This window comes from Streptomyces decoyicus, from assembly GCF_019880305.1.
GTDB classification, from domain to species: Bacteria; Actinomycetota; Actinomycetes; order Streptomycetales; family Streptomycetaceae; genus Streptomyces; species Streptomyces decoyicus.
On record NZ_CP082301.1, the window covers coordinates 7,791,086 to 7,814,165 of the forward strand.

A 23,080-nucleotide genomic window follows, 5' to 3' on the forward strand; every position below is an offset into this window, starting at 1 on the left:
GAGGCGATCCCCGACGGCGGGGGAGGTCGGCGGTCGGGTACGGCCGACAGCCTTGCGGTATGACCCCCATCGAAGTGCAGTAGTTGACGAAGGTCTACGGAACCGTGCGCGCCGTGGAAGATCTCACCTTCCGAGTGGAGCCGGGGCGGGGCACCGGGTTCCTCGGTCCCCACGGCGCCGGCAAGTCCACCACCATGCGGATGGTCGTGGGTCCGGACCGTCCCACCTCGGGCACCGTCACCGTCGGCGCGCCGTGCCTTCCGCGCCCTGGAGCACCCGTTGCGGCACGTCGGGGCGCTGCTCGACGCGGGCGTCGCCCATGGGGCCCGGCGCGCCGGCGACCACCTCTTCGCCCTCGCGCACAGCAACCGCCTCCCGGTACGGCGCGTGGCGGAGGTCCTGGAGGAGACCGGGCTGTCGGCGGTGGCGGGCAAGCGGGTGCGGACCTTCTCGCTCGGCATGCGGCAGCGGCTCGGCATCGCGGCCGCACTGCTCGGCGATCCGGCCGTGCTGATGCTGGACGAACCCGCCAACGGGCTGGACCCGGAGGGCATCATCTGGATCCGTACGCTCCTCAAGCGCCTCGCCGCCGACGGCCGTACGGTGCTGGTCTCCAGCCGTCTGATGACCGAGACCGCCCTGACCGCCGACCACTTGATCGTGCTGGGCCGCGAAGACCCAGGAGGTCTGACGTCATGCACTTCACCGCCGTGCTCCGCTCCGAGTGGACGAAGATCCGCTCGCTGCGTTCCCTGTCGTACAGCCTCTCCGCCACCTGGTGGTGACCGTCGCGATCGCCTGCTTCGTCTGCGGCGGCCACGACGGACCGGAGGCACCCTTCGACCCGGTCTTCCCCGCCTACTTCGGGCTCAACATCGGCCAGTTCGGGGCGATCGTCTGCGGCGTCCTCGTGGTCGCGGGGGAGTGGCCCAGCGGCTCCATCCGGGTCTCTGCCGGACCGGGCGGGACAGCAGATTCTGCACCTTGCGCCCGAGGGGGCGCTCGGGGCGTGGGGCCGGTATCGCGGTGATGGCCGGCTGGGCGGCGCCGGCCGCGGCGGCGGGGCTGTGGTCACTGCTGCGCAGGGACGTCTGAGGGTCCGGGCGCGAGTCAATTGTCAGACCCGGGCGGTTTACTGACGGCATGACCATCGACGCGTACCTCACCGTCATCGACCGCTGGCGGCTGCGGGATTTCCCGGCCGCTCCGGGGCGTTCCGCCCTGGTCGAGAGCGGTCCGGGCTTCCACATAGCCGGCCTGCGGGTCAGCCAGGAGTTCTGGGACGCGGACCTCGCCGAGGTGGCGGAGGCCGCGGAGGAGTTCGAGGCCGAACTGACGGCGCTGGTGCAGGCGCTGTCCTTACGGTGGGGCGAGCCCGAAGTGACGGACCTCGCCGACGACTTGGAACGGTCCGCGAGGGGCATACCGGTCCGGCCGCCGCTGGACACGCTGTGCGGCTATGTTCCGCGCATGTACGGCTGGCGGGTGCAGAGCCGGTGGATCGGCGTGGGCGTGGGGCAGGGCGACCGTGAGCTGCCCTTCCAGCTGCTGGTCGCGGTGGGGGAGGGGGAGGTGGCGCAGACGGGGTGAGAGGGCCTGATCCAAACGACAGGACCTAGCGGGGGAAGGCGGGGGCGAGCGCCGCGGTGACGAGGCGCCGCGGTGTTCCGGTGCCGTCGGCGGGAACGGTCCACAGGTCGGAGCCGAAGTCGCCCGGCAGGGAGTAGACCAGCGTGCGGTCGTCGCGCCAGACGGCCTGGTCGTCGACGTTGCGGTGTTCGCCGGTCGCGGTCTCGTGCAGGGTGTGCAGGTCGAGGACGTACAGCCGCCAAGGAGCGTCCGGGTCGGCGACGTTGACGCGCTTCTTGTACGCGATGCGGGTGCCGTCGGGGGAGAGCGAGGGGCATTCGACGTTGGTGTGCAGTGCCGTGAGCGTCCTGGCGGCCCGGTCACCGCGGACGAGGTAGGTCTTTCCGCCGGTGGCGGCGGTGGCGTAGAAGCGGTTGTCGTCGGCGAAGGTGACGCCCCAGATGTTGATGTCGACCGCGTGGACCGGGTGTCCGTCGACGGTCAGTGCATAGGTCTCCAGATTGGCGTCCAGGCGCCAGGTGCGGGTGTCGAGGAGGGAGGTGCGGGTGGAGAAGGCGGTGCCCGCGTAGGAGTCGCCGCTGACGAAGACGGTCCAGGCGACGGTGTGGCCGCCGGGGGAGACCCGGGCGCGGGTCGGGGTGCCGGCCACGTCGTAGTGGCGCAGTTCGCGCAGGCGCCTGTCGAGGAGGACGGCGCGGTAGGTGTCGCGGAGTTTGCCGTGGACGGCCCGCAGGCAGATGCCGGTGCCGGAGGCTTCGTGGAAGCGCAGGCAGCGGACGCCGGAGGCGGTGCGCGGGCCGGAGAGCCGGCCGGCCGGGACCGCAGTGATCTCGTCGCGGTGCGGGCCCCAGGCCATATTGCGGAACAGGGTGTGGCGCGGGTCGTCCAGGCGGACGCTTCCGGGGGCCACGGCCGGCCCGCCGGCCTGGGAGCGGTCCTTCTGGGCGGCCCGCCCGGCAGCGTGCAGGGTGGCGCCGACGGCGACCCCGCCGAGTACGAGGACGGTGGCCAGCAGGACGAGGAGACGTGCGGTGCGACTCAGCGGGGGGCGGCTCACGATGCTTGCTCCGATGGCGAGGCGAGGGGCGGTGGCGTGCCGACACGGCGGAGGAGGCGGGCGCTGACGGCCGCGGCGAGGGCAAGGCCGACGGCGGCAGCCAGGACGGCGGTGTCGTCGCCCCAGGCGGTCCAGACGGTACCGAAGGCGATCGAGCAGACGAAGCGTGCGGCGGTCTGGCCGGTCTGGACCACGGCGAGCCCGCTGCCGCGGACGTCCTCGGGCACCGCATCGGCGGTCGCGGCCGCCAGCACCCCGTCGGTCGCGGCGTAGAACGAGCCGTGCAGCGCGAGCACGCCACAGACCACGGCCGCGCCCCCGGCCGAGGGGACGAGCAGCAGTCCGTAGGCGCACAGCAGCGCCAGATGCCCCGCCAGGAAGAGCCGCCGGCGGCCTATCCGGTCGGCGACCGCCCCCAATGGCACCGCCAGCAACAGGAATACGGCGGCGGTGCCCAGCGGCAGCAGCGGAAACCACGCACCGGGCAGATCCAGCCTCCGTTGCAGGGTCAGATAGAGGAAGGAGTCGCTGAGGGTGGTCAGCCCCAGCAGTACCGCGCACCCCGTCAGCCGGCGCACCTCCGCCCGGCCGAGCAGTGCGCGCACCGGCGTCCGTGGTCCGGCCGGGGCCCGCCCGCCGGTGTCCTCGACGGCAGCAGCGGGCTTGACGCCGGCGGCGTCCTCGGCGACAACGGCGGGCCCGGCCGCAACGATGCCTTCCGTGGCAGTGGTGGCGCGGCGCGGGACGAACAGCAGCAGCACGACCACGCCCACCACGGCCACACAGAAGCTGACCGTGAACACCGCGTCATAGCCGTCGGCCGCGGCCCGCAGCAGCACGAACGCCACCAGCGGCCCGCACAGTGCGCCTGCCGTGTCCATGGCGCGGTGCACCCCGAACGCCCGTCCGCGGGCGCCCGGTTCGGCGGCCAGCGAGATCATCGCGTCCCGCGGCGCGGTCCGCAGCCCCTTGCCGGTACGGTCCACCGCCAACACCGCCCCGATCAACGGCAGCGAGTGCACCATCAGCAACAACGGCTTGCAGAGGGCGGAGAGCGCGTACCCCACCACGGCCACCGCCTTGTGGCCGCTGCCCCCGCCCCGGTCCGACAGCCGGCCGCCCACCAGCCGGACCAGCGCGCTCACTCCGTTGTAGACCCCGTCCAGCACCCCGAACCCCAAAGGCGACAGCCCGAGTTCGGCGACGAGATACAGCGGGAGCACGGCCGTGACCATCTCCGAGGAGATGTCGGTGATGAGACTGACGGTGCCCAGGACGAGCACCGTCGAGGGGAGGGCGGACCCGGCGCGCCGGCCCGGACGCCGGCCCGGTACGGCGCGCCGGTCGCCCGGCGCAGCGGAGGTCGAGGCAGCGGAGCCGCGGTCCGCGAGGTACACGTCAGCCGGCCCAGATGCCGCTGATGTCCTTGGCGTCGGCGGCGTTCCCCGCATGCGAGGTGCCGTACATGTCCTCGAGGGTGCGCAGTACGTCGTAGTGGTTGTAGGTGGTGGCCGAGGTGGCGCCGGCCGTGACCGGCCGGCCGTAGAGCACCGTCGGGATGCGGTTGCCGCTGAGCCGGTTGTCCTCGTCGAAGGTGACCAGCAGCAGGCTGTTGTGGGTTTTTGCCCAGTCGGCATAGGCCTTGAGGTGGTCCTTCAGCCAGGTGTCACCGGTGGACACCGAGCAGTCGTGCATATCGCTGCACAGGTTCGGGACGACGAAGGAGACGGTGGGCAGCTTCGAGAAGTCGGTGGGGAAGGCGTCGAAGGTGTGTGCCGAGGCGGTGGAGACGTTGCCGAAGCCGAACCACGGGTTGTGCTTCTGCGCGTACTTGCCGCTCTTGCAGGTGGTGGAGCCCTCGGACGGCAGCGACTCGTTGTAGCTCGCCCAGGACTTTCCGGCCGCCGTCAGCTCGGAGGCGAGGTTGGGGGCGTCGCTGAACCCCGGGTCGACGCAGCTGTCGTCGGTGACGCCCTGGGTGTCGCCGGAGAAGAGGGCGTAGTAGTTGGGCTGGCTGGGGTGCGTCTCGGCGTAGGACGCGGTGAGGTTCGCACCGCCGGAGGCCAGGGAGTTGAGGTACGGGGCGCTGGAGCTGCCCATCACCTGGCCGTAGGCGTGGTTCTCGAAGACCACCACGACCACATGGTCGGGGGTGGGTACGCCACGACCACATGGTCGGGGGTGGGTACGGCGGCCGCGGCCGGCTCGGCGCCGAAGCCGGTGCCCGCCCAGATGCCGAGGCCTGTGGTGGCAAGGGCGAACGCCCCGGCGAGCGCGCCGGCCCTGCGACGGCGCGAGCGGCGGATGCGGTGGGAGGAGGAGCCGGAACGCGAGGACGACGGAGCGGGCACGGGGGCCTCCGACGGGAGAGGGGGCGCGCGGGCGGCGATAGCGTAGAACCGTCACGTCGACATGTACACGGCTAGTGGGTGACGCGCAGCCGAACGGTCGCTGAGCGATCGGGGCCGTGTGCTTACGGGCCGCCTGCGGACGGCGTAGAGACGGCCTATGGCCACGGCGCACGGTCTCCGCACCCGCGTCGCCGGGCATCGGCCGGGCACGCGCCGTCAGCCGTACTCGCCGTCAGCGCCTCACGCGTCGTCGTCCGGCGCGAACGCCGCGGCGCGCAGCCGTCCGTACTCCTCCGCCAGGGTCGCCGGTGTCCAATGGGCGTTCAGCCCGCTCGGGTTCGGCAGCGCCCAGATACGGGTGTCGCCCAGGGTGCGCTCCTGGGGCCCGATCGCGGCGTGCTTGTCGTCGAAGGCGATGCGATAGGCGGTGACACCGGCGACGGCCAGCCAGCGCGGGCGCAGCCGGGCGACCTTCTCGTCCAGCAGCCGGCCGCCCTCGCGGTACTCCTGCGCGGTCAGCTCGTCGGCCTTGGCCGTCGCCCGCGCCACGACGTTGGTGATGCCGAGGCCGTGGGCGAGCAACTCCTCCTGCTCGGCGGGCCGGAACTGGCGCGGGGTGAACCCGGCGGCGTGCAGCACCGGCCAGAAACGGTTGCCGGGCCGGGCGAAGTGATGGCCGGTGGCGGCCGTCATCAGTCCGGGGTTGATGCCGCAGAAGAGCACGCGAAGGCCGCTCGCGGCCACGTCGGGGACGAGGCGGTCGCGAGCGGCTTCCAGCTCTTCGGGGGTGAAGCGCACAGGTCCTCGCGTCAGAGGATCGAGCCGGGGGTGTACGCCGCGGCCTGCGGGTGCTGCCCCGCGATCTCCTCGATCCGGGCGACGACGGATGCCACCTGGTCGGCCGCGGCGCCGGTGAAGGAGAGCTTGTCCGCCATCAGGGCGTCCAACTGCGCCTTGTCCAGCGGGATCCGCGTGTCGGCGGCCAGCTTGTCCAGCAGTTCGTTGCGCTCCGCGCCCTGCTCGCGCATGGCCAGCGCCGACGCGACCGCGTTCTCCTTGATCGCTTCGTGCGCCTCCTCGCGGCCGACACCGGCGCGCACGGCACCCATCAGCACCTTCGTGGTGGCGAGGAAGGGCAGGTAGCGGTCCAGCTCGCGGGCGATGACGGCGGGGAAGGCGCCGAACTCGTCGAGCACGGTCAGGAACGTCTCCAGCAGGCCGTCCAGCGCGAAGAACGAGTCCGGCAGGGCGACCCGGCGCACCACGGAGCAGGACACATCGCCCTCGTTCCACTGGTCACCGGAGAGCTCACCGGCCATGGAGGCGTAGCCGCGCAGGATCACCATCAGGCCGTTGACGCGCTCGCAGGAGCGGGTGTTCATCTTGTGCGGCATCGCCGAGGAGCCGACCTGGCCGGGCTTGAAGCCCTCGGTGACCAGTTCGTGCCCGGCCATCAGCCGGATGGTCTTCGCCAGCGAGGAGGGCGCGGCGGCCAGCTGCACCAGCGAGGTCACCACGTCGTAGTCGAGCGAGCGCGGGTAGACCTGGCCGACGGAGGTGAAGGCCTGGCCGAAGCCGAGGTGCCCGGCGATCCGCTGCTCCAGGTCGGCGAGCTTGGACGCCCCATCAGGTCCTCCGCCCAGCAGATCGAGCATGTCCTGAGCGGTGCCGACCGGGCCCTTGATGCCGCGCAGCGGGTAGCGGGAGAGCAGGTCCTCCAGCCGGCCGTACGCCACCAGCAGCTCGTCGGCCGCGGTCGCGAAGCGCTTGCCGAGCGTCGTGGTCTGGGCGGCGACGTTGTGCGAGCGGCCCGCCATCACCAGCTCGGCGTGCTGGGCGGCCAGCGAGCCCAGGCGCGCCAGCACGGCGACCGTACGGTCCCGCATCAGCTCCAGGGACAGCCGCACCTGGAGCTGCTCGACGTTCTCCGTCAGGTCGCGGGAGGTCATGCCCTTGTGGACCTGCTCATGGCCGGCGAGGGCGTTGAACTCCTCGATGCGGGCCTTGACGTCGTGCCGGGTGACCTTCTCGCGCTCGGCGATGGAGGCCAGGTCGACGGTCTCCAGGACTCGCTCGTAATCGGCCAGCGCCTGCTCGGGGACCTCCACCCCCAGGTCCTTTTGCGCACGCAGCACGGCAAGCCACAGCTTCCGCTCCAGCTTGACCTTGTACTCGGGGGACCACAGCACAGCCAGCTCCGCGGAGGCGTAGCGGCCGGCCAGGACATTGGGGATGCGAGGCTTCGCAGACACAGCAGTCACGTGGTCAGAGTCTACTGGCGGTTTACGCAGGCCAGCGCCCCGGTCCCGGCTGTACTTTCCTCCAAGCCGCGCCCGGAGGCGCGGCACCCTGCGCCGGCCGGGCCGTCAGCCCTCGTACGGCAGCAGCTCGGGGCGCTTGGCGGGGCGGCCGTCCCCCGAGGAGCGGCCGGTGAGCCGCCGGGCCATCCACGGCACCAGATGCTCGCGCGCGAAGCGCAGATCCGCGGTGCGCCGCGCACCCCAGCCCGGCGGCGCGGCGGCCGGCAACGGCGTGTCCCAGTCCGACGCGGCGGGCAGCCCGAGCGCCTGCCAGACGGCTTCCGCGACCCGGCGGTGCCCCTCGGCGTTCAGATGCAGCCGGTCGTCGGCCCACAGCCGCGGATCGGACAGCGCCCGCGAGGCGTACAGGTCCACGACCACCGCACCGTGCCGCGCGGCCACGTCGTCGATCCGCGCGAAGAGCTGCTCCATGCGCGGCCGGAAGCGCTCCAGCACCGGCCCCTGCCGTCCCGGACTGCGCATCAGCACCAGCTGCCCGCCGCCCCTGCCCAGCTGCCCGGCGGCGTCCTCGAACCGCGCGCAGACCTGGTCCACCTCGCACTTGGGCCGCAGGACGTCATTGAGCCCGCCGACCAGCGTCACCAGGTCGGCGCCCATCGCGGACGCCGGCCCGCACTGCTCGTCGGCGATCTGCCCGATGAGCTTGCCGCGCACCGCGAGATTGGCGTACCGGAAGCCGGGCGAGCCGGCCGCCAGCCGGGCGGCGAGCAGATCGGCCCAGCCGCGGTACGAGCCGTCCGGCAGGCCGTCCGACATTCCTTCGGTGAAGCTGTCGCCGACCGCGACGAAACTGGTGTAGCGAGCATTCATTTCCATGGCGGGAAGATCCTACCGCTCGCCATACCGTGCGGTATGTCCCGGCCCCCGGGGGTGCGCCGGGCCCCGCGGTGTACGGTCTGATCTCGTCGGAAGGGCGAGGAAAGGTACGGGTGGACGCACGATGACTCCTCGCCGGGGCGCCGGCCCCGACGCGCTGACCTTCACCGAACGGGCCCGCCGCCAGCAGCTCATCGACGCCACCATCGACCTGATCTCCACCCGCGGGTACCCCGCCACCTCGCTGTCGGCGATCGCCGAGCGGGCCGGGCTGTCCAAGGCCGCGGTGCTCTACCACTTCTCCTCGAAGGACAACCTGACCCGCGCGACCCTGGAACAGGTGATGGAGCAGTTCGGTGCGTATGTCACCGAGCGGGTGGCGCAGGCGGCCGGCCCGCGGGACGCGATCGTCGCCTACGTACGGGCGATGATCGGCTACCAGCAGGCCCACCGCCGCCAGGTGCGCGTGATCACCGAGATGCTGCTCGACGACGAGGGAGGCACTCGGCTGAAGACGCCCGGCTCCCACGACACCCACGGCCGCTGGCAGGCCCTCGCCGCCCTGCTGAGGGAAGGCCAGCAGGCAGGTGCGCTGCGGGAGTTCGACACCCGGACCGTCGCCCTGGCGATCGGCGGGGCGATCGACGGCGTGATCGCGCACTGGCTGGTCCACCCGGAGCTCGACCTGGACGCCGCGGCCGCGGAGCTGGAGGAGTTCACCCTCCACGCGATCGAGCGCCGGGCTTGACGCGGGCGAAGGCGGGGGCCCGCTCGGGGCGTACACCGATCCCGCCCAGATAGCCGGTCACCGTCCGCAGCGGCGGCACCCTCCGCAGCAGACGCATCGGCACCGGCAGCCGATCGCCGTCGAGCGTGCCGGCCAGCGCGTCCCGGATCATCGTGTGCTCGGCCTGCTGGGACCGCTGCACCACTTTCACCGGCAGTTGCCGCCGCTTCTGCACCCGCGCCAGCTCGGCCGTCCCGACCGTGCCGCGCCGCAGCGGTGCCGCCAGGATCCGCGCCGCCGCGACCGCGTCCTGGAGTGCCAGATTCACCCCCACGCCGCCGACCGGCGACATGGTGTGCGCCGCATCCCCGATGCACAGCAGACCCTGCCGCTACCAGTGCCGCAGCCGCCCGAAGGTCACCTCCAGCAGCTTGACGTCGTCCCACGAGCCGATCGCCGCGGTCACCTCGTCGTCCCAGTCGAACAGCGCCCCGAGGCGGTCGCGCAGCCACTGGATCTCGTGGGCGCGCAGCTCCGCGTCCCGGCCCTTCTCGATCAGATAGGAGGTCTGGTAATACGTGCCGCGGTCCATGGTGACCGCTGCCTGGCCCCCGCCGAAGCGTGCAAAGACCCGGCCGTCCTTGAGGGTGTCGGCATGGGGATCCCCCCTGCGCATGGGGGTCCCCCCGCCCGAGCGAAGCCGAGAGTGGGGGAGCAGTTGAGAGCTTGGGGGAGCGTCCACGCGCACCTGCCAGACGTCCATCGGTACGTCGAAGAGCTGCTGCCGCAGCCCGGCCGCCTGCCGCACCACGGAGTCCCGGCCGTCGCAGGCGACCGTCAGATCCGCGGCCAGCTCACGCGGGGTGCCGTGCTCGTCGAGGAACCGCACCCCCGTGATGCGGCCGTCTTCGGTCAGCAGCCCGCGGACCTCCGTCCGCATCCGCAGCGTGAAGCACGGCTCCTCGGCCGCCGCCCTGGCGAGCAGATCGAGGAAGTCCCACTGCGGGACCATGGCGAGGTACTTGTGCCGGCCGGGGATGCGCCGCAGATCGGCCATGACCACCGTGGTGCTGCCGATCTGCGCCCGCATCTCCGTCAGCTCGGCGAACGGCAGCCGCGCGAACGCCTCGCCGAGCCCCAGCTCGTCCAGCAGCCGCAGGGTCGACGGATGGACGGTGTCCCCGCGGAAGTCGCGCAGGAAGTCGCCGTGCTTCTCCAGCACGGTCACCTCGATGCCGGCCCTGGCCAGCAGCAGCCCGAGCATCATTCCTGCGGGTCCGCCGCCCGCTATGCAGCAGGTGGTGCGTTCCATGCCCTTGCCCCCTCCTCGCGCACGAATGCGATGGCGACCGGCGAGGACGCGACGCGCCCGACCGATCGGTCAGTAATCTAACCGATCGGTCAGGCCGTCGCTCCCGAAACCCCGCGTCAGGCCGCGGGCCGCTGCTGGAGCACCAACTCCCGGAGCACGTCCTCCATCGTCACCAGCCCGGCCAGCCGCCCGTCCTCGCCGATCACCGCGGCCAGATGCGTGCGGGACCCGCGCATCGCCGTCAGGACGTCGTCCAGCAGCGTCGAGGCCTTGACCCGTGCGATCGGGCGCAGTGCGGACACCGGGAAGGGGACCGTGCGGGGGGAGGCGTCCAGCGCGTCCTTGACGTGCAGATAGCCGAGGATGCGGCGGGTGTCGTCGACGACGGGGAAGCGGGAGAAGCCGGAATCGGCGGCCAGCTGCTCCAGTTCCTCGGGGGTCGTCCCCATCCGTGCGGAGACGACCTTCTCGACCGGCAGTACCACGTCCCTGACCGGGCGGCGGCCCAGCTCCAGGGCGTCCCGCAGCCGCTCCTGCGCCCGCTCGTCGAGCAGCCCGGCCGCCCGGGAGTCCTCGACCATCTTCGCCAGCTGGTCGTCGGAGAACGTCGCGGCGACCTCGTCCTTGGTCTCCACGCGCAGCACCTTGAGCAGCGCGTTGGCGAGTGCGTTGATCGCGAAGATCACCGGGCGCAGCGCCCGGGTCAGCGCGACCAGCGGCGGACCGAGCATCAGAGCGCTGCGGACCGGCTCGGCCAGCGCGATGTTCTTCGGCACCATCTCGCCGAAGAGCATGTGCAGATAGGTGGCCAGCGACAGTGCGATCACGAACGAGATCGGGTGGATCAGCGTCTCCGAGATCCCCACCGCATGGAACACCGGCTCCAGGAGGTGCGCGATGGCCGGCTCGGCGACCGCACCCAGTACCAGGGTGCACAGCGTGATGCCCAGCTGGGCGGCCGCGAGCAGGGCCGAGACATGCTGAAGGCCCCACAGCACACTGGTCGCGCGGCGGTCACCGCGCTCGGCGTACGGCTCGATCTGACTGCGGCGCACCGAGATCAGGGCGAACTCGGCGCCCACGAAGAAGGCGTTGACGACCAGCGTCAGCAGGCCCACGAAAAGCTGGAGCGCGGTCATCGGCGGGCCTCCTTCTCCTGCTCGTCGGTGCTGCCGGGGCGGGGGGCGTGCAGCAGCACCCGGGCCGCGCGATGGCCGGCGGCGTCGAGCACGTCCATCCGCCAGCCGGCCACCTCCAGCGTGTCGCCGGCGACCGGTATCCGGCCGAGTTCGGTGGCGATCAGCCCGGCGAGGGTCTCGTACGGGCCCTCCGGCAGCCACAGGCCGATCCGCTTCAGCTGGTCGGTACGGGCGGCGCCGTCGGCCTGATAGACGCTGCGCCCCTCGGTGTCGGTGCCGGCCGGCGCCAGGTCGGGGGTCTCCATCGGATCGTGTTCGTCGCGGACCTCGCCGACCACCTCCTCGACGATGTCCTCCAGCGTCACCACACCGGCCGTGCCGCCGTATTCGTCGATGACCACGGCCATCGTGCGCCTGCCGGAGAGGCGGTCGAGCAGCCGGTCCACGGTCAGCGTCGTGGGCACCAGCAACGGCTCGCGCACCAGCTCGGAGACCGGGTGCCGGGGGCGGCGCTCGGCCTGGACGGTCAGGACGTCCTTGATGTGCGCCACCCCGACGACGCTGTCCAGGCTGCCGCGGTAGACGGGAAAGCGGGACAGCCCGGTTGCCCGGGTCGCATTGGCCACGTCCTCCGCGGTGGACTGCACCTCCAGCGCGATGACCTGCACCCGCGGCGTCATGACGTTCTCCGCGGTCAGATCGGCGAGATTGAGGGTGCGGACGAACAGCTCGGCGGTGTCGGGCTCCAGCGCGCCCTCCTTGGCGGAGTGCCGGGCCAGCGCCACCAGCTCCTGCGGGCCGCGCGCCGAGGCCAGCTCTTCGGCGGGATCCAGGCCCATCCTGCGGACCATGTGGTTCGCGGTGTTGTTGAGATGCCGGATGAACGGCTTGAAGGCGGCGCTGAAGCCGCGCTGGGCGGTGGCGACCTTCTTCGCGATCACCAGCGGATGGGAGATGGCCCAGTTCTTCGGGACCAGCTCGCCGACCACCATCAGCACGACCGTGGAGATCGCGGTACCGAGAACCACGGCCACCGAATCCGCCACCGTGCGCGACAGGCCCATCGCGTCCAGCGGCCCCGCCAGCAGGGTGGCGATCGCCGGTTTGGACAGCATGCCGATGACCAGGCCGGTGACGGTGATGCCCAGCTGGGCACCGGAGAGCTGGAAGGTCAGGCTGCGCACTGCCTTCAGGGCGCTGTCCGCGCCCCGGTCACCGCGCTCGGCGGCGCGTTCGAGGTCGCTGCGCTCGACGGTCGTCAACGAGAACTCGGCGGCGACGAAGACACCACAGGCCAGGGTCAGGAGGAGCGCCACGCCCAGAAAGAGCAGGTCGGTCATCGAGTCACCTCCGTCCCATGATCGAACAGGATCGGGAGGTTCGCGCTCTGTCGGGAGGGTGCTCGACAACTAGGAGGCTCGTCCATGGCTGGACGCTCACACACCTTTCACTTGGGGGAGAGGAGACTCCATGGTAAAGGATCAGCAAAGTTGGTGGTCAGGGAAGTGCCCGCCCCTCACTGGGGCGGGCTCATGGCGTGCTTCGGGGTCGTCGCTCAGCCGTCGAGGTGCCTGACCCAGCGGCTCCACTGCGGCTCGGGCGCGTAACCCGCCGCGCGCCACGCCTGCCGCGCCGGTTCGTTGCGGTCCAGCACCATCGCGTCGCCGCGCCGGCCGCCCAGCGCACGGAACCGCTCCTCGGCGGCCGTCAGCAGCGCGCCGCCGATGCCCTGCCTGCGGCGGCCGGGATGTACGGCCAGCCGGTAGAGATGGCAGCGCCACCCGTCGAAGCCGGCTATCACGGTCCCGGCGAGGACGCCGTCGCACTCTGCCAGGAGCAGGGCCTCGGGGTCTCGTGTCACCAGCCGGGCCACTCCGTCGTAGTCGTCGCTGATGCTCGTTCCTTCCGCGGCTTCGCGCCAGAACTGCAACACGGTGTCGATGTCCGGGAGGGTGGCGTGGCGGATGTGGAGATCGCTCATGGGGCGAGCCAAGCAGAGAGCCGGTCCGGCCGGCGAACGGTTTCCGTGGTTGCTGACGAAGCCGACCAGGACGGATCCCTGCCGAGCCGGAGTGCGGCCTGGACACCCGATTCCCGCACGGCTGCCGCCAGGCTCACTGGCCGAGGAGCGGGAACAGCCGGGTGACCGCGGCTACGGCCATGGTGCCTGCGGGGCGCGTGGCGGGGCGTTGGTCCCGTTCGCGGTAGTCGGCCAGCAGGCCGCGGATGGACATGGCGAGTTCGGTCATCTCCGCCGGCGTGAGGTGGAGCACGGCGCTGAAGGACTCATCGTGCTGCCACTCGCTCGGTGCCTGCTCCCGGTGCGCCAGCCAGTGTTGATAGCTCTCATCTTCCAGTCCCCGTGCGAGCGCGGCGAACTCTGCGGGCGCTTCCCCTTCCGGCGGACCGGAGGGCGTCCAGCGGAGCTGCCAGGGCCGGGCCCGGCCGCCGTTGTGCGGCGCTTCTTCGATGAGGCCGTGCCGGGCGAGTTGGCGCAGATGAAAGGAGCAGAGGCCGGAGCTGTGGCCGAGGCGGGCGGCCGCCTGGGTGGACGTGACTGTGCCGACCTCGGCGAGCAGGTCCAGCAGGGCGACGCGCACGGAGTGGTCGGGAAGGGGCTGCCGGTTGCGATGCGGCAGCGGGGCCGCGGACGAGGCTGCACGGTTTTCGTCTCTCACTTTGCAAAGGGTGCTACTTTGCAAAGCATTCGGTCAAGGTGGGCGCGGGTCGGCCGGGGCCTTCAGCCCTGTCCGTCCGGACATGTGCGGAAGGCGTTGATATTCCATGACGGTCGGGTTCGGTGACACCTCGCAGGACCGCCGGGTGCGCGTGCTGGGACACCCCGTCGCTTCCTATCCGCGGCTCGCGCCGGAGGTGGAACGGGGTTCGGTGCGCCGCATCACCGTCGCCGGGGAGGAAATCCTGCGACGCCGGTGCCGGCAGGTCACACAGTTCGGCACACCGGAGCTGTCGCGGCTGGTGGACGACATGTTCGCCACGAACCAGGTGGCGGAAGGCGCGGGGCTGGCCGCCAATCAGGTCGGCGTGGATCTGCAGTTGTTCGTGTGGGACATCACGGACGACTGGGGGGTGCGTCATGTCGGGCACATCGCCAACCCCGTCCTGGCGGAGGTGCCGGCCGAGCAGCGCAGGCTGGTCGAAGAACCCGAAGGGTGCCTGTCCGTTCCCGGCCCCTACCGGGTGGTGCCCCGTCTCGACCGTGCCGTCGTACGAGGCCGTGACAAGAACGGCGAGCCACTGGTGATCGAGGGCAGGGGGTACTTCGCACGGTGCCTACAGCACGAGACGGATCACCTTCACGGTCGCCTGTATCTGGACCGGCTTGCCCAGCGGGAGCGGAAGGCGGCCCTTCGCGAGATGGCCGAGTCCAAGGAAGAGAAGTTCGCCCGCCGTGCCGCCCTGGCCAAGAAACTGGGCAAGTAACACCCGGCCACGAAGCGATGGTTCTGGTCCGCAGTCGTCAACGAGCGGCTGTGACCAGCACCTTCTGGGCGCCGGCCGGGCGGGCGGCGCGGTTCGCGCCGCATCGCCCACCGGACCGGCCCGTTATCCGGGCGCCGCAGCTCCTCACCGGGATCGGGGGTGACGGCCGGGCCGATCCGGGCCGATGGGGCCGTGTGGTGGGGGCCGGACCGGGCCGGCTCGTGCCCCCTGCCTCCCCCCCCCGCAAGCCGGTCAGATGTGGCCCTCCCGTAGCGCATAGGCGACGGCGTGGGCGCGGTTGCGCAGGTGGAGCCGGGTGGTCATGCCGTGCAGCACGTTCTTGACCGTGCGTTCGGAGTACGAGAGCTTGCTTGCGATCTCCGCGGTGTCCAGGCCTTCGGCAATCAGACGGATGACGTCGACCTCGCGCGGCGCCAGCCCTGCCAGCGTGCCGGGCCGGTCGTCGGCGCTGCGCTGGAGCTGTCCGACCTGATGGAGCAGCCGGGCGAGCAGATCCGAGGGTAAGTCCCCTTCCCCGCGGGAGGCCGCCAGCACGGCCCGGTACAGCCGGCGCGGGGTGGCCTGGTGGCGCCAGAGGATCGCTCCGACGCCGCACTCGATGACGGCGAGCAGCTCGGCCTCCCGGATCTGGTCCGCCACCAGCACGACCCGTGCCCCGTCGATCCGGACGAGACGGCGCAGCTGAGCGATCGTGGAGTCGTCCATCGTTGCGGTGACAACAACGGCCACCGGGGCCCGGAACTCCCCGCCGCCCTCCACCACCCGCACTCCCCGTTGCTGGCTGAGCTGGCTGGTCACGCCCGCCAGGGAGATCGGGTCCGGCGCGCGGACGACGACGGATATCCTCGGTTCGCTCTGGTGCTCGGTCGTGTGCATATGGGTTACCTCGTTTCCTGGAGCCCCCGACTCCGGCCTTGCCCCGCCCGCCCTCCGGCGCGCCGCTATGGCGAGAGGCCCAAGAGCTGCCTGCCGGGACGCCGCCCCGGGGCCGCCGCGCCCGGTCCGGGCGGTGGGCGTCTCCCACACCCGCTGAATCGGGAATATTGCGAATCGTTCACGAATCCTGCGGAGAAGCCCGCACAGTCCGACTAGTCCAACTCGTCAAGCCAGTTCCGCTGGAGCTGCTGGAGCCGCTGGAGCCGCTGGTTCAGTAAGTCCCGTCAGTCCGGTGCCGTGTCTGAACGCTCCGGCCCCGGAGTTGCGGTTGCGGTGCATGGTGGTACGTCTCCCCGTGGGACTTCGGTGGCGGTTGAGCGGTTGGCGAGCGGGTCGGCACTGCCGGTGATGGCGGCGAGGGCGAGAAAGCCGTCGATGCGGAAGCGGGCACGGAGTGGGTACGTAGTGGGGACGGATGCGGCTGCGCGGCGCGGCTCCCCGTTCGGCAATGCCGTGGACAGCCTGCGGGGCGGGTGGTCCGCACGGCAACGATTCCGGGCCAACTAAGAACGCTGGAATGCCGAGATGGGCTTTGACCTGCGAAAAGGCCCTTTGCCTGGAACGCCTTCCTGGGACGCCTTCGTGGCACACCTTCTGGAACGACGCCCTTCCGGCCGACGAGACCGGGGCCCTCCGGGCGGAACTGACGGGGCGTCGGCAAGGCAGTCGGCGTGCGGTCGGCGTGCGGGGGAGGTATCACGTGTTCAGCCGGTGGAAGGCCGGCATGGCGGGGCGTTCCTTGGCGTCGCCCAGCCCGGTGTCGATCAGGATCGTCCGGCCGGCGGTGCGCAGCACCCAGGTCTGCACGCACGACCTGAGCAGTCCCGTCCGCACGTCCCAGAAGTCGGGGGAGAGCCAGGGCCGGTGGGCTTCCCAGGCCTCGCCCGGTATGTCGCCGAACATCTCCTCCGGCAGCCGGGTCGTGCCTTCGTACTCCACCGTCCGCAGCACCGAGACGTCTCCGAGGGTGATCGCATTCATGAGTTCTCCGGGGCAGGTGGCGGCAGGCGCGGGACGCAGCCGCCGCGCTTGCCGCGGTTGTGGTGGTGGCCGTCGGCGCGGCCTCAGCCCTACTGCGCTGCGTGCCGTTTTCATGCGCATGGCGTGCCGTCCGTGCCGCATTCCGGCCCGCACCGTCGCCCGCCGCTACGCCCGCCTCGTCGACGAGGGGGCGATGCGGGTGATCTGCGAAATCGAGTGGTCGCTGCTGGCCGAAGGCCTGCCCGCCACCGTGTGGATCGGCACCGCCCCCGGGCGGGCCCCCGAGGTGGCACGAGCCCTCGCCGCGCGCGCCGACACCCCCTTCGTGGCGCTCGCGTCCGGAGCGGCAGACGTCTTCTGCATGCTGCACGGCCCCACCCGGGCCGACACGACCCGGGCCCTCACCACCGAACTGCCCGCGGTGCCGGGGGCCCGCACTCTGCGCACCGAGTGGATGCTGCGCCGGCTCACCAGCACTTCGGCCTGGCGACTACCTCGCCTGACGTCCGGTCAAATCGACGCGCTCGCCGGGCAGAACACCGTCCAGTATTCCGCCCACCCGCGCGACACCCCGCTGACCGGCCTGGAACGCGACACCGTCGCCGTCCTGCGCCACGACGCCCGGATGCCCTTCTCCACCCTTGCCCGCACCCTCGACATCACCGAGTCCCGCGCCCGCCGCACCGTCGCCGCCTTGCTCGAATCCGGCCTGTTGCGTCCCCGCGTCGAGGTCGACCCACGGGACATCGGCTACGCGGTCGAGGTGGTGCTGAGCATCGGCTGTCGCCCCGGGGCCGTACGGCGCCTCGCCGCCTCCCTCGCGGATCACCCGGCGACGCGGTTCCTCGCCCTCACGGCAGCCGCTTCGGTTTTCACCTACGGAGGTGTCTTTCGCGACGAGAGCACCTCGCCGACTTCCTCACCGGCGGTTTCGAGGGCAGCGAGGAAGTCACCTCCCTGGAATGCTCCCTGCAGATGGAAGTGTTCAAGCGGTACTGGACGGCCCGCCCCTGAGTCCCGTGGAGCCGGTGCCCAGGACCGCGGTGGGGGAGCGTCGGCCGGTGCGGGGGCCAGAGCACGGTGATGGCGTCACATACCGATCCGGTCGGGCTTGCGCGATCATGGTCCTCACGTAGGGGACGTCGGAGGCCCGCAGCGGCCCGCCCGGTCAGCTGCCGGCCCGCCGCCTGGAGAGTCCGAAAATGGGAGGGAAGTTGGCGATGTGGGGGCGGCTCGGGGAGGCTCGGGGCGGTTGTGTCGGGTGAATGGTCCGTGCGCGGTGCGCATGGGCGGGGAGGGAGTTGACAGTGCAGGGGGCTGAGGGAACGTCCGGCGTCGCGTCGCTGCTCAAGGAGTTGAAGGACCGCTCCGGGAAAAGCTACGGGGTGCTCGCCAAGCGGCTGCACATGAGCACGTCGACGCTGCACCGCTACTGCAACGGTGATGCGGTACCGACGCAATACGCTCCGCTGGAGCGGCTGGCACGGCTGTGCCGGGCGACGCCGGACGAGCTGGTGGAGCTGCACCGGCAGTGGATCCTGGCGGACGAGGCGCGACGCCGGGAGCGGGACCGTAAGCAAGGGGGCGGCGACAGGGCGGGTGTTGCCGCGGGGGCAGGGATGGTTGCCGGGCCCGGGGCCGGGCGCGAGGCCGAGCCTGCGTCCGAGCAGCAGTCCGGGCCTGAGCCCGACTCCGGGCCTGAGCCTGCACCCGAATCCGACGCCGAGCCCGAGGCCGCACCCGTGCCGCCAACGGCTCCCCTCGCGACCGACACCGGATCCGACACCGACTCCGACTCCGACGCCGCCTCCGTATCCGCCCCCGGCCGGGGCGCAGTGATCCGCCCCGAGGGGCGGCCCGTGGCCCAGGTGGGGCCCGGGGGCGGCCGGCGGCGTTTCGCACTGGCGGCCGGAATCGCCGTGGCCGCCGTGGCCGCGTCCGCCGCGCTGGCCGCCGGACTGGTCGCCGACGGGGGCGGGCCCGGCCGGAAGGCGGCAGTGGGGCGGACCACGAGCCCGGAGAGCGGTCACGAGGCGGCGAGGACCGAGGACGGCCGGTCGCCGTCGTCGTCCGCGAAGCCGACCGGGAGGGGGAGCGTGAGTCCGTCCCCGTCCCGTACGCCTGGAGGCAAGGCGTCCGGCGGCGGCCGGGCGACCACTCCGGGCACGGCCGACCGGGCCGGGCTTCCGGTGAGTGTGGATGTCCGCCCGTACCGTTGGGAGGACCCGTGCAGCCAGCGCTACTTGGTCGACCGGGAACCGGGCAAGATGCCTCCGCCGCCCCCCGAACAGGACGCCCGGGGCTGGATTGCGGCGCTGGGGGCGGTCTCTGCGGGCAGTCAGCTGGTGCAGGTGTCGGTGCAGGGCGCGGGGGAGGGGACCGTGGTGCTGCATGCGCTGCGGGTGCGGGTGGTGAGTACTTCCGCGCCGCCCGCCTGGAACGCCTTCAGCATGGGCGTGGGCTGCGGGGGCGGCATCACCCCGAAGACGTTCGGGGTGGCCCTGGCCGCGGCGCAGCCGAGGGTCGCGCCGGAGGGCGGACAGCGGGACTTCCCCTACAAGGTGACCGAGCGGGACCCCGAGGTCTTCAAGGTCACCGCGCGGGCGGGGGCCCGAGCGGTGCGCTGGTACATGGAGCTGGAGTGGTCCAGCGGCAACCGGCACGGCACGCTCCGCATCGACGACAACGGGGAGCCGTTCCACACCGCTGGGATGGAGGGCCGGCCGCAGTACGACTACCCGCTGGGCGGCAACGAATGGATTCCCACTCCGAAGGAGAACGGCTGAACCCGGCCCCGGGCAGCTACCGGGGCCAGGTTCCGGCCGTGGTCAGGTTCCCGGCCGTGGTCAGGTTCCCGGCCGTGGTCAGGCTCCGGCCGTGATCAGTGACGGGTTCACCAGGTCAGCGATCAGTGGCGATCGTTCACCAGGTCAGCGCGTCCTGGGCGCGGGACTGCCAGTAGGTGACCCAGGCCGAACTGTCGGTGAGGACGCCTCCGTTGGGCAGGGGGAGTTGCACAGCCGGGCCGGTGGAGCCGTTGCCCGCCCGGTTGCCGAAGAGGACGCCCAGAGTGCGGGCAGTGTGGCCGCTGTTGCCCGAGCCGTCCGCCGACTGGTACATGATCCCCGCGTACGCCGACTCGCCCGGCGCGAGCGTGACCACGGCCTGCGGCTTGGACGCCTCGAGGAACGTGGTGGCGGCCTGGGCGTCGTCCCAGCGGAGGTAGGGCGCGCCGTAGGCGTTGCAGGGCGCGGAGCCGGTGTTGGTCGCGGTCAGCAGCATGTGGTTGAGGGGGCGCTTGACCTTGGTCACGGTGACCTTGACGTGCGCACCGGTGCAGGCGACGGTCGTGGTCCGGCTTCCGGAGCCCTGGCCGGAGGGCTGCCCCGAACCCTTCTTGCCGGCGTTCCCGTTGCCGGCGGCACCCGCCGCGGCGGTCTTTGAGGCGTGACCGCCCTCGGCCGGGCCCTTCCCATCCGAGGGGGACGGGGCACCCTGCCCACCGGCCGCGGACTGGGAGGACGCGGACGGGGCAGGGCTGCCGGTGTCCTTGGTGTCGTTCTGGCAGGCGGTCAGTGCGAGGACCGCCGTCAGGGCGGCGGCGGAGGCGACGACATGGGTGGCGCGACGGGTGGTGCGCATGGCGAGTGGGTGCCTTCTGTTCGGTTGGCTGGGGTCGGAATGCGTGCCGTCAAAGACGGCTGACGACCAGGAGGAAGACGGTCGCGGCTGATGCGGCGAGCACGGCCACAGCCACCGCATCGGCGACATCGGCGTTGCGGAACCGGCGGCGTACGAAGCGGATCCGCATGACTTCTTCCTTCGGCATGAGGTCGTGGTTGCTTGCTGACCTCAGCTTGCGGCGCCCTCCGTCCCGGCTGCCACGGCCGACGCGGAAAATGGGACACCGGAACGTTCGTAGCGCCTCTGACCTGCGGAAACCAATGTTCCCTGGGACGCCGTGACGGGACGCCGTGACGGAATGCCGTGAGCAATTCCCCACCGCCCCCATGGCCCAGGTCCTGCCGTTTGGATCAGGCCCTAGGTGGTCGCGGGATCCTGGGCCGACGCAACGACGGTGGCCAGGTCCGAGCCCGCACGGAGGAGCTCCATGGTGCGTGTGGCGATCTGGTCCGCACGGTGCCGCAGGATGCGTTGGGTCTCTTCCAGGCCGTCGAGCCGCTGCAGGGAGTCCATGGCCTCGCGCACTGCGGGAATGCCGTAGCCGGCGCCGCGGAGAGCCACGACGATGCGTGCCGCTCCGATGGCTGACAGGCCGTAGCGGCGGGCGCGCAGTGACGTCACCCGCTCGGGGGTGACAAGTCCTTCCTGCTCCCAGAACCGCAGGGTCGAGGGTCGTACGTTGAGCGCTTCGGCGAGCTCCGTGATCGTCATCGCGTCCCTCTCCTGCTCGAACTCGCTGGTGTCCGCTTCGGCCTGGATCGCCCGCAAGGCCCGTTGAGCGCGCAGAACCTCCTCGCGTTCCCGGGCGAGCCGGACATGCACCGTGTTGACCGCCGACGCGGCCTCCGCGGTCGTCGCCGTTCGCAGCTCCGCCAGCAACTGCCGGGCCGCGACCGGCCCCACCGCACCCGCGAGTCCTCGGTAGGCCCGAAGAGCGTGCACGTGAAGCGGTGTGTAGGAGCGGTAGCCGTTGCTCGATCGAGCGGCCGCGGGAATGACTCCCAGCCGCTCCAGGTCGCGCACCTGTTGTACCGAGTACCCCGACTCTCTGGCGACATCGACGGTTCGGAGCGGTACGCGTGGCGAACCGCTCACCAGCTCGCCCATCGGCCAACCCCACATAAGCACTTGAAGGTGATGCTTGAACCATGAGTATGGAACAGATCATTGCGACCGTGCGGGGCTTCGACGGCGCGCTCGTGGTCGTCCCGGAGCCGGGCGGCGACTTTCCCGAGCTCGCGTGGGGCGACGCCTTCTTCTACTTCGCCCCCGACGGTCAGCTTCCGCAGAACGTTCAGCCTTACGGAACGATCGTCGTCAAGAACTACCCCGACGACACCGCTTGCGACCTCGACGCTCCGGGACGGTGGCGGGTGAACATCCACGTCGAGCGTGCGACGTTCCGGGAGTTCACGGCTGAGGAGCCACGCAGCCTCACCCGACCTCGCGACTACACCGCCGCCGACACGGTGATGCCGCATCCGGTATACGGGGCACTCGGCTGGCTCGCTGTCGTCAATCCCGGCGAGAAGAACACGGACACGGTGCTGCAGCTTCTGCGCGGTGCCCACGACGCGGCTCGTGCCAGGTTCGCGCGGCGACATGAACCGGGAGGGTCACCGGAGAGCGACTGACGCGGTCCCGGCCACGTGGGCAGACGGGCCGGGGCCGGCCGTTGGAGGGTGCGCGGCGGGCGGGTGCTCGACGGCGGGTGTTCAGCGGAGGGCTGCGAGGCCGGCCTTCGTGGCGTCCTTGATCAGGGCGTCATCGGAGGCCGCGTCCTTGGAGCCGCGGTCGGACAGGACGGCGACGACGACCGGAGCCCCGCTGGCCGGCCAGACGATCGCGATGTCATTGCGCGTGCCGTACCCGCCGTTGCCCGTCTTGTCACCGACCTTCCATCCGGAGGGGACTCCTGCCCTGATGTAGGGGCCCCCGGTCGTGTTCCCGCGGAGCCACCCCGTGAGCAGTTGCCGCCGGCCTTCGGGCAGCACGTCTCCGAGGACGAACCCGCGCAGATCGGTGCCGAGAGTGCGCGGAGTGCTGGTGTCCCGGGTGTCGCCGGGCTTCGCTTCATTGAGCGTCGGTTCGGTCCGGTTGACCCGAGTCGTCGCGTCTCCCATCGCGCGGAGCGCCTTTTGCAGCCCGGCAGGCCCACCGAGCTGGTCCAGGAGCAGGTTGGCGGCCGTGTTGTCGCTGTACTGCAGCGCGGCCTTGACGAGGTCGCGCAGCGTCATTCCCTGGTCCACGTGCCGCTTGGTGATCGGTGCGTAGTCTTCGAGGTCCGAGGCGCTGTAGCGGATGACACGGTTGAGCTCGTCGTCCGTGCTGCGCTTGAGCACGACCCCGGCAGCGAGGGCCTTGAAGGTCGAGGCGTGCGCGAACCGCTCGCCCGCTCGGTACGTCACCGTGCGGCCCGTCCCGGTGTCCAGCATGTACACACCGAGGCGGGCATGGAATCGGCGCTCGACCTGCGCGAGGGCCTTGGCGGCGCGGTCCCGCGAGGGGGCCGAGTCGGTTGATGCCGAGGCGGTTGAGGACGCCGGCCCGGCCGGACCGGTGTCGCTGCTCCCCGTGCATCCGCTCAGCAGGCCCGATGCGAGCACGAGAGTGGCTGCGGAGAGGGCTGTCCTGCGCTTGGAAGAGATCATGTCCGACACCCTTTCCGGCAGCAGTTCATGCGGTCAAAGACGCAAACGTG

General features: G+C 71.5%; 23 protein-coding genes and 2 pseudogenes. 7 read left to right on the top strand and 18 right to left on the bottom strand.

Annotated elements, in window-relative coordinates:
* Positions 1-83 precede the first annotated feature (83 nt).
* Both K7C20_RS33955 and K7C20_RS33960 read left to right on the top strand, forming a co-directional pair.
* Positions 84-672, top strand: a pseudogene (locus tag K7C20_RS33955) (ATP-binding cassette domain-containing protein); the annotation flags it as partial.
* 471 nt (positions 673-1,143) lie between these two features.
* Positions 1,144-1,590 (top strand): hypothetical protein, encoded by a 447-nt coding sequence (locus K7C20_RS33960; RefSeq protein WP_030076124.1) that lies wholly within the window; start codon positions 1,144-1,146, stop codon positions 1,588-1,590.
* A 25-nt stretch (positions 1,591-1,615) separates the two neighbouring features.
* Here the strand turns inward: K7C20_RS33960 and K7C20_RS33965 are convergent, their stop codons facing one another.
* From K7C20_RS33965 to K7C20_RS33990, 6 genes and pseudogenes are all read right to left on the bottom strand, one after another.
* Positions 1,616-2,632: a TolB family protein gene (locus K7C20_RS33965; protein WP_030076126.1), complete on the bottom strand. Its 1,017-nt coding sequence runs from the start codon at positions 2,630-2,632 to the stop codon at positions 1,616-1,618.
* An 11-nt stretch (positions 2,633-2,643) separates the two neighbouring features.
* Positions 2,644-4,044, bottom strand: a complete 1,401-nt coding sequence (locus K7C20_RS33970; RefSeq protein WP_053209212.1) for an MFS transporter — start codon at positions 4,042-4,044, stop codon at positions 2,644-2,646.
* Between the two features lies 1 nt (position 4,045).
* Positions 4,046-4,998: pseudogene (locus K7C20_RS33975) on the bottom strand (alkaline phosphatase family protein).
* A 240-nt stretch (positions 4,999-5,238) separates the two neighbouring features.
* Entirely contained in the window at positions 5,239-5,796 is a 558-nt protein-coding gene (mug, locus tag K7C20_RS33980; RefSeq protein WP_053209213.1) for a G/U mismatch-specific DNA glycosylase, read from the bottom strand.
* Between the two features lie 11 nt (positions 5,797-5,807).
* Positions 5,808-7,250 (bottom strand): adenylosuccinate lyase, encoded by a 1,443-nt coding sequence (purB, locus tag K7C20_RS33985; protein WP_030076136.1) that lies wholly within the window; start codon positions 7,248-7,250, stop codon positions 5,808-5,810.
* Positions 7,251-7,364: 114 nt separating this feature from the next.
* A complete protein-coding gene (locus K7C20_RS33990) occupies positions 7,365-8,135 on the bottom strand; it encodes an SGNH/GDSL hydrolase family protein (protein ID WP_053209214.1) in 771 nt (256 codons plus the stop codon).
* A gap of 124 nt (positions 8,136-8,259) precedes the next feature.
* Here K7C20_RS33990 and K7C20_RS33995 point away from each other — a divergent pair, with 124 nt between their 5' ends.
* Entirely contained in the window at positions 8,260-8,883 is a 624-nt protein-coding gene (locus K7C20_RS33995) for a TetR/AcrR family transcriptional regulator (RefSeq protein ID WP_053209215.1), read from the top strand.
* On the opposite strand, the gene K7C20_RS39120 is transcribed toward K7C20_RS33995, so the two are convergent.
* From K7C20_RS39120 to K7C20_RS34020, 6 genes are all read right to left on the bottom strand, one after another.
* On the bottom strand, positions 8,852-9,244 hold the full coding sequence (locus K7C20_RS39120) for an FAD-dependent monooxygenase (RefSeq protein WP_342452570.1): 393 nt from the start codon (positions 9,242-9,244) through the stop codon (positions 8,852-8,854). The two genes, K7C20_RS33995 and K7C20_RS39120, sit on opposite strands and share 32 nt — an antisense overlap.
* Positions 9,245-9,253: 9 nt before the next feature.
* The gene (locus tag K7C20_RS34000; RefSeq protein ID WP_280921998.1) at positions 9,254-10,174 is read right to left on the bottom strand and encodes an FAD-dependent monooxygenase; all 921 of its coding nucleotides are present in this window, start codon (positions 10,172-10,174) and stop codon (positions 9,254-9,256) included.
* A 116-nt stretch (positions 10,175-10,290) separates the two neighbouring features.
* Positions 10,291-11,313: a hemolysin family protein gene (locus tag K7C20_RS34005; RefSeq protein WP_030076142.1), complete on the bottom strand. Its 1,023-nt coding sequence runs from the start codon at positions 11,311-11,313 to the stop codon at positions 10,291-10,293.
* The gene (locus tag K7C20_RS34010; RefSeq protein WP_053209216.1) at positions 11,310-12,653 is read right to left on the bottom strand and encodes a hemolysin family protein; all 1,344 of its coding nucleotides are present in this window, start codon (positions 12,651-12,653) and stop codon (positions 11,310-11,312) included. The genes K7C20_RS34005 and K7C20_RS34010 overlap by 4 nt, the downstream gene beginning before the upstream one ends.
* Before the next feature lie 215 nt (positions 12,654-12,868).
* A complete protein-coding gene (locus K7C20_RS34015) occupies positions 12,869-13,294 on the bottom strand; it encodes a GNAT family N-acetyltransferase (RefSeq protein WP_053209217.1) in 426 nt (141 codons plus the stop codon).
* A gap of 133 nt (positions 13,295-13,427) precedes the next feature.
* Positions 13,428-13,991 (bottom strand): winged helix-turn-helix domain-containing protein, encoded by a 564-nt coding sequence (locus K7C20_RS34020; RefSeq protein ID WP_030076153.1) that lies wholly within the window; start codon positions 13,989-13,991, stop codon positions 13,428-13,430.
* Positions 13,992-14,097: 106 nt separating this feature from the next.
* Here K7C20_RS34020 and def point away from each other — a divergent pair, with 106 nt between their 5' ends.
* Entirely contained in the window at positions 14,098-14,757 is a 660-nt protein-coding gene (gene def, locus K7C20_RS34025; RefSeq protein ID WP_048828752.1) for a peptide deformylase, read from the top strand.
* 252 nt (positions 14,758-15,009) lie between these two features.
* Here the strand turns inward: def and K7C20_RS34030 are convergent, their stop codons facing one another.
* A complete protein-coding gene (locus K7C20_RS34030) occupies positions 15,010-15,654 on the bottom strand; it encodes a helix-turn-helix transcriptional regulator (RefSeq protein ID WP_030076157.1) in 645 nt (214 codons plus the stop codon).
* A gap of 756 nt (positions 15,655-16,410) precedes the next feature.
* On the bottom strand, positions 16,411-16,695 hold the full coding sequence (locus K7C20_RS34035) for a hypothetical protein (protein ID WP_030076159.1): 285 nt from the start codon (positions 16,693-16,695) through the stop codon (positions 16,411-16,413).
* A 118-nt stretch (positions 16,696-16,813) separates the two neighbouring features.
* Here K7C20_RS34035 and K7C20_RS34040 point away from each other — a divergent pair, with 118 nt between their 5' ends.
* Both K7C20_RS34040 and K7C20_RS34045 read left to right on the top strand, forming a co-directional pair.
* Positions 16,814-17,779 (top strand): Lrp/AsnC family transcriptional regulator, encoded by a 966-nt coding sequence (locus K7C20_RS34040; RefSeq protein ID WP_209443912.1) that lies wholly within the window; start codon positions 16,814-16,816, stop codon positions 17,777-17,779.
* Positions 17,780-18,002: 223 nt separating this feature from the next.
* Entirely contained in the window at positions 18,003-19,481 is a 1,479-nt protein-coding gene (locus K7C20_RS34045) for a transcriptional regulator (RefSeq protein ID WP_245171144.1), read from the top strand.
* Between the two features lie 136 nt (positions 19,482-19,617).
* Here the strand turns inward: K7C20_RS34045 and K7C20_RS34050 are convergent, their stop codons facing one another.
* The 3 genes from K7C20_RS34050 to K7C20_RS34060 all read right to left on the bottom strand — a co-directional run bounded on the left by K7C20_RS34050 (position 19,618) and on the right by K7C20_RS34060 (position 21,486).
* Positions 19,618-20,337 carry a DUF4232 domain-containing protein gene (locus tag K7C20_RS34050; protein ID WP_030076161.1) on the bottom strand — a complete coding sequence of 240 codons (720 nt, stop codon included), beginning with the start codon at positions 20,335-20,337 and terminating at the stop codon, positions 19,618-19,620.
* 49 nt (positions 20,338-20,386) lie between these two features.
* Entirely contained in the window at positions 20,387-20,524 is a 138-nt protein-coding gene (locus tag K7C20_RS34055; RefSeq protein ID WP_160328713.1) for a hypothetical protein, read from the bottom strand.
* A 212-nt stretch (positions 20,525-20,736) separates the two neighbouring features.
* The gene (locus K7C20_RS34060) at positions 20,737-21,486 is read right to left on the bottom strand and encodes a MerR family transcriptional regulator (protein WP_030076163.1); all 750 of its coding nucleotides are present in this window, start codon (positions 21,484-21,486) and stop codon (positions 20,737-20,739) included.
* 47 nt (positions 21,487-21,533) lie between these two features.
* On the opposite strand from K7C20_RS34060, the gene K7C20_RS34065 reads away from it, so the two are divergent.
* Positions 21,534-22,013: a DUF6194 family protein gene (locus K7C20_RS34065; protein ID WP_048828753.1), complete on the top strand. Its 480-nt coding sequence runs from the start codon at positions 21,534-21,536 to the stop codon at positions 22,011-22,013.
* A gap of 81 nt (positions 22,014-22,094) precedes the next feature.
* Here K7C20_RS34065 and bla read toward each other — a convergent pair whose 3' ends face one another.
* Positions 22,095-23,030 (bottom strand): class A beta-lactamase, encoded by a 936-nt coding sequence (gene bla / locus K7C20_RS34070; protein WP_030076167.1) that lies wholly within the window; start codon positions 23,028-23,030, stop codon positions 22,095-22,097.
* Positions 23,031-23,080: the final 50 nt, after the last annotated feature.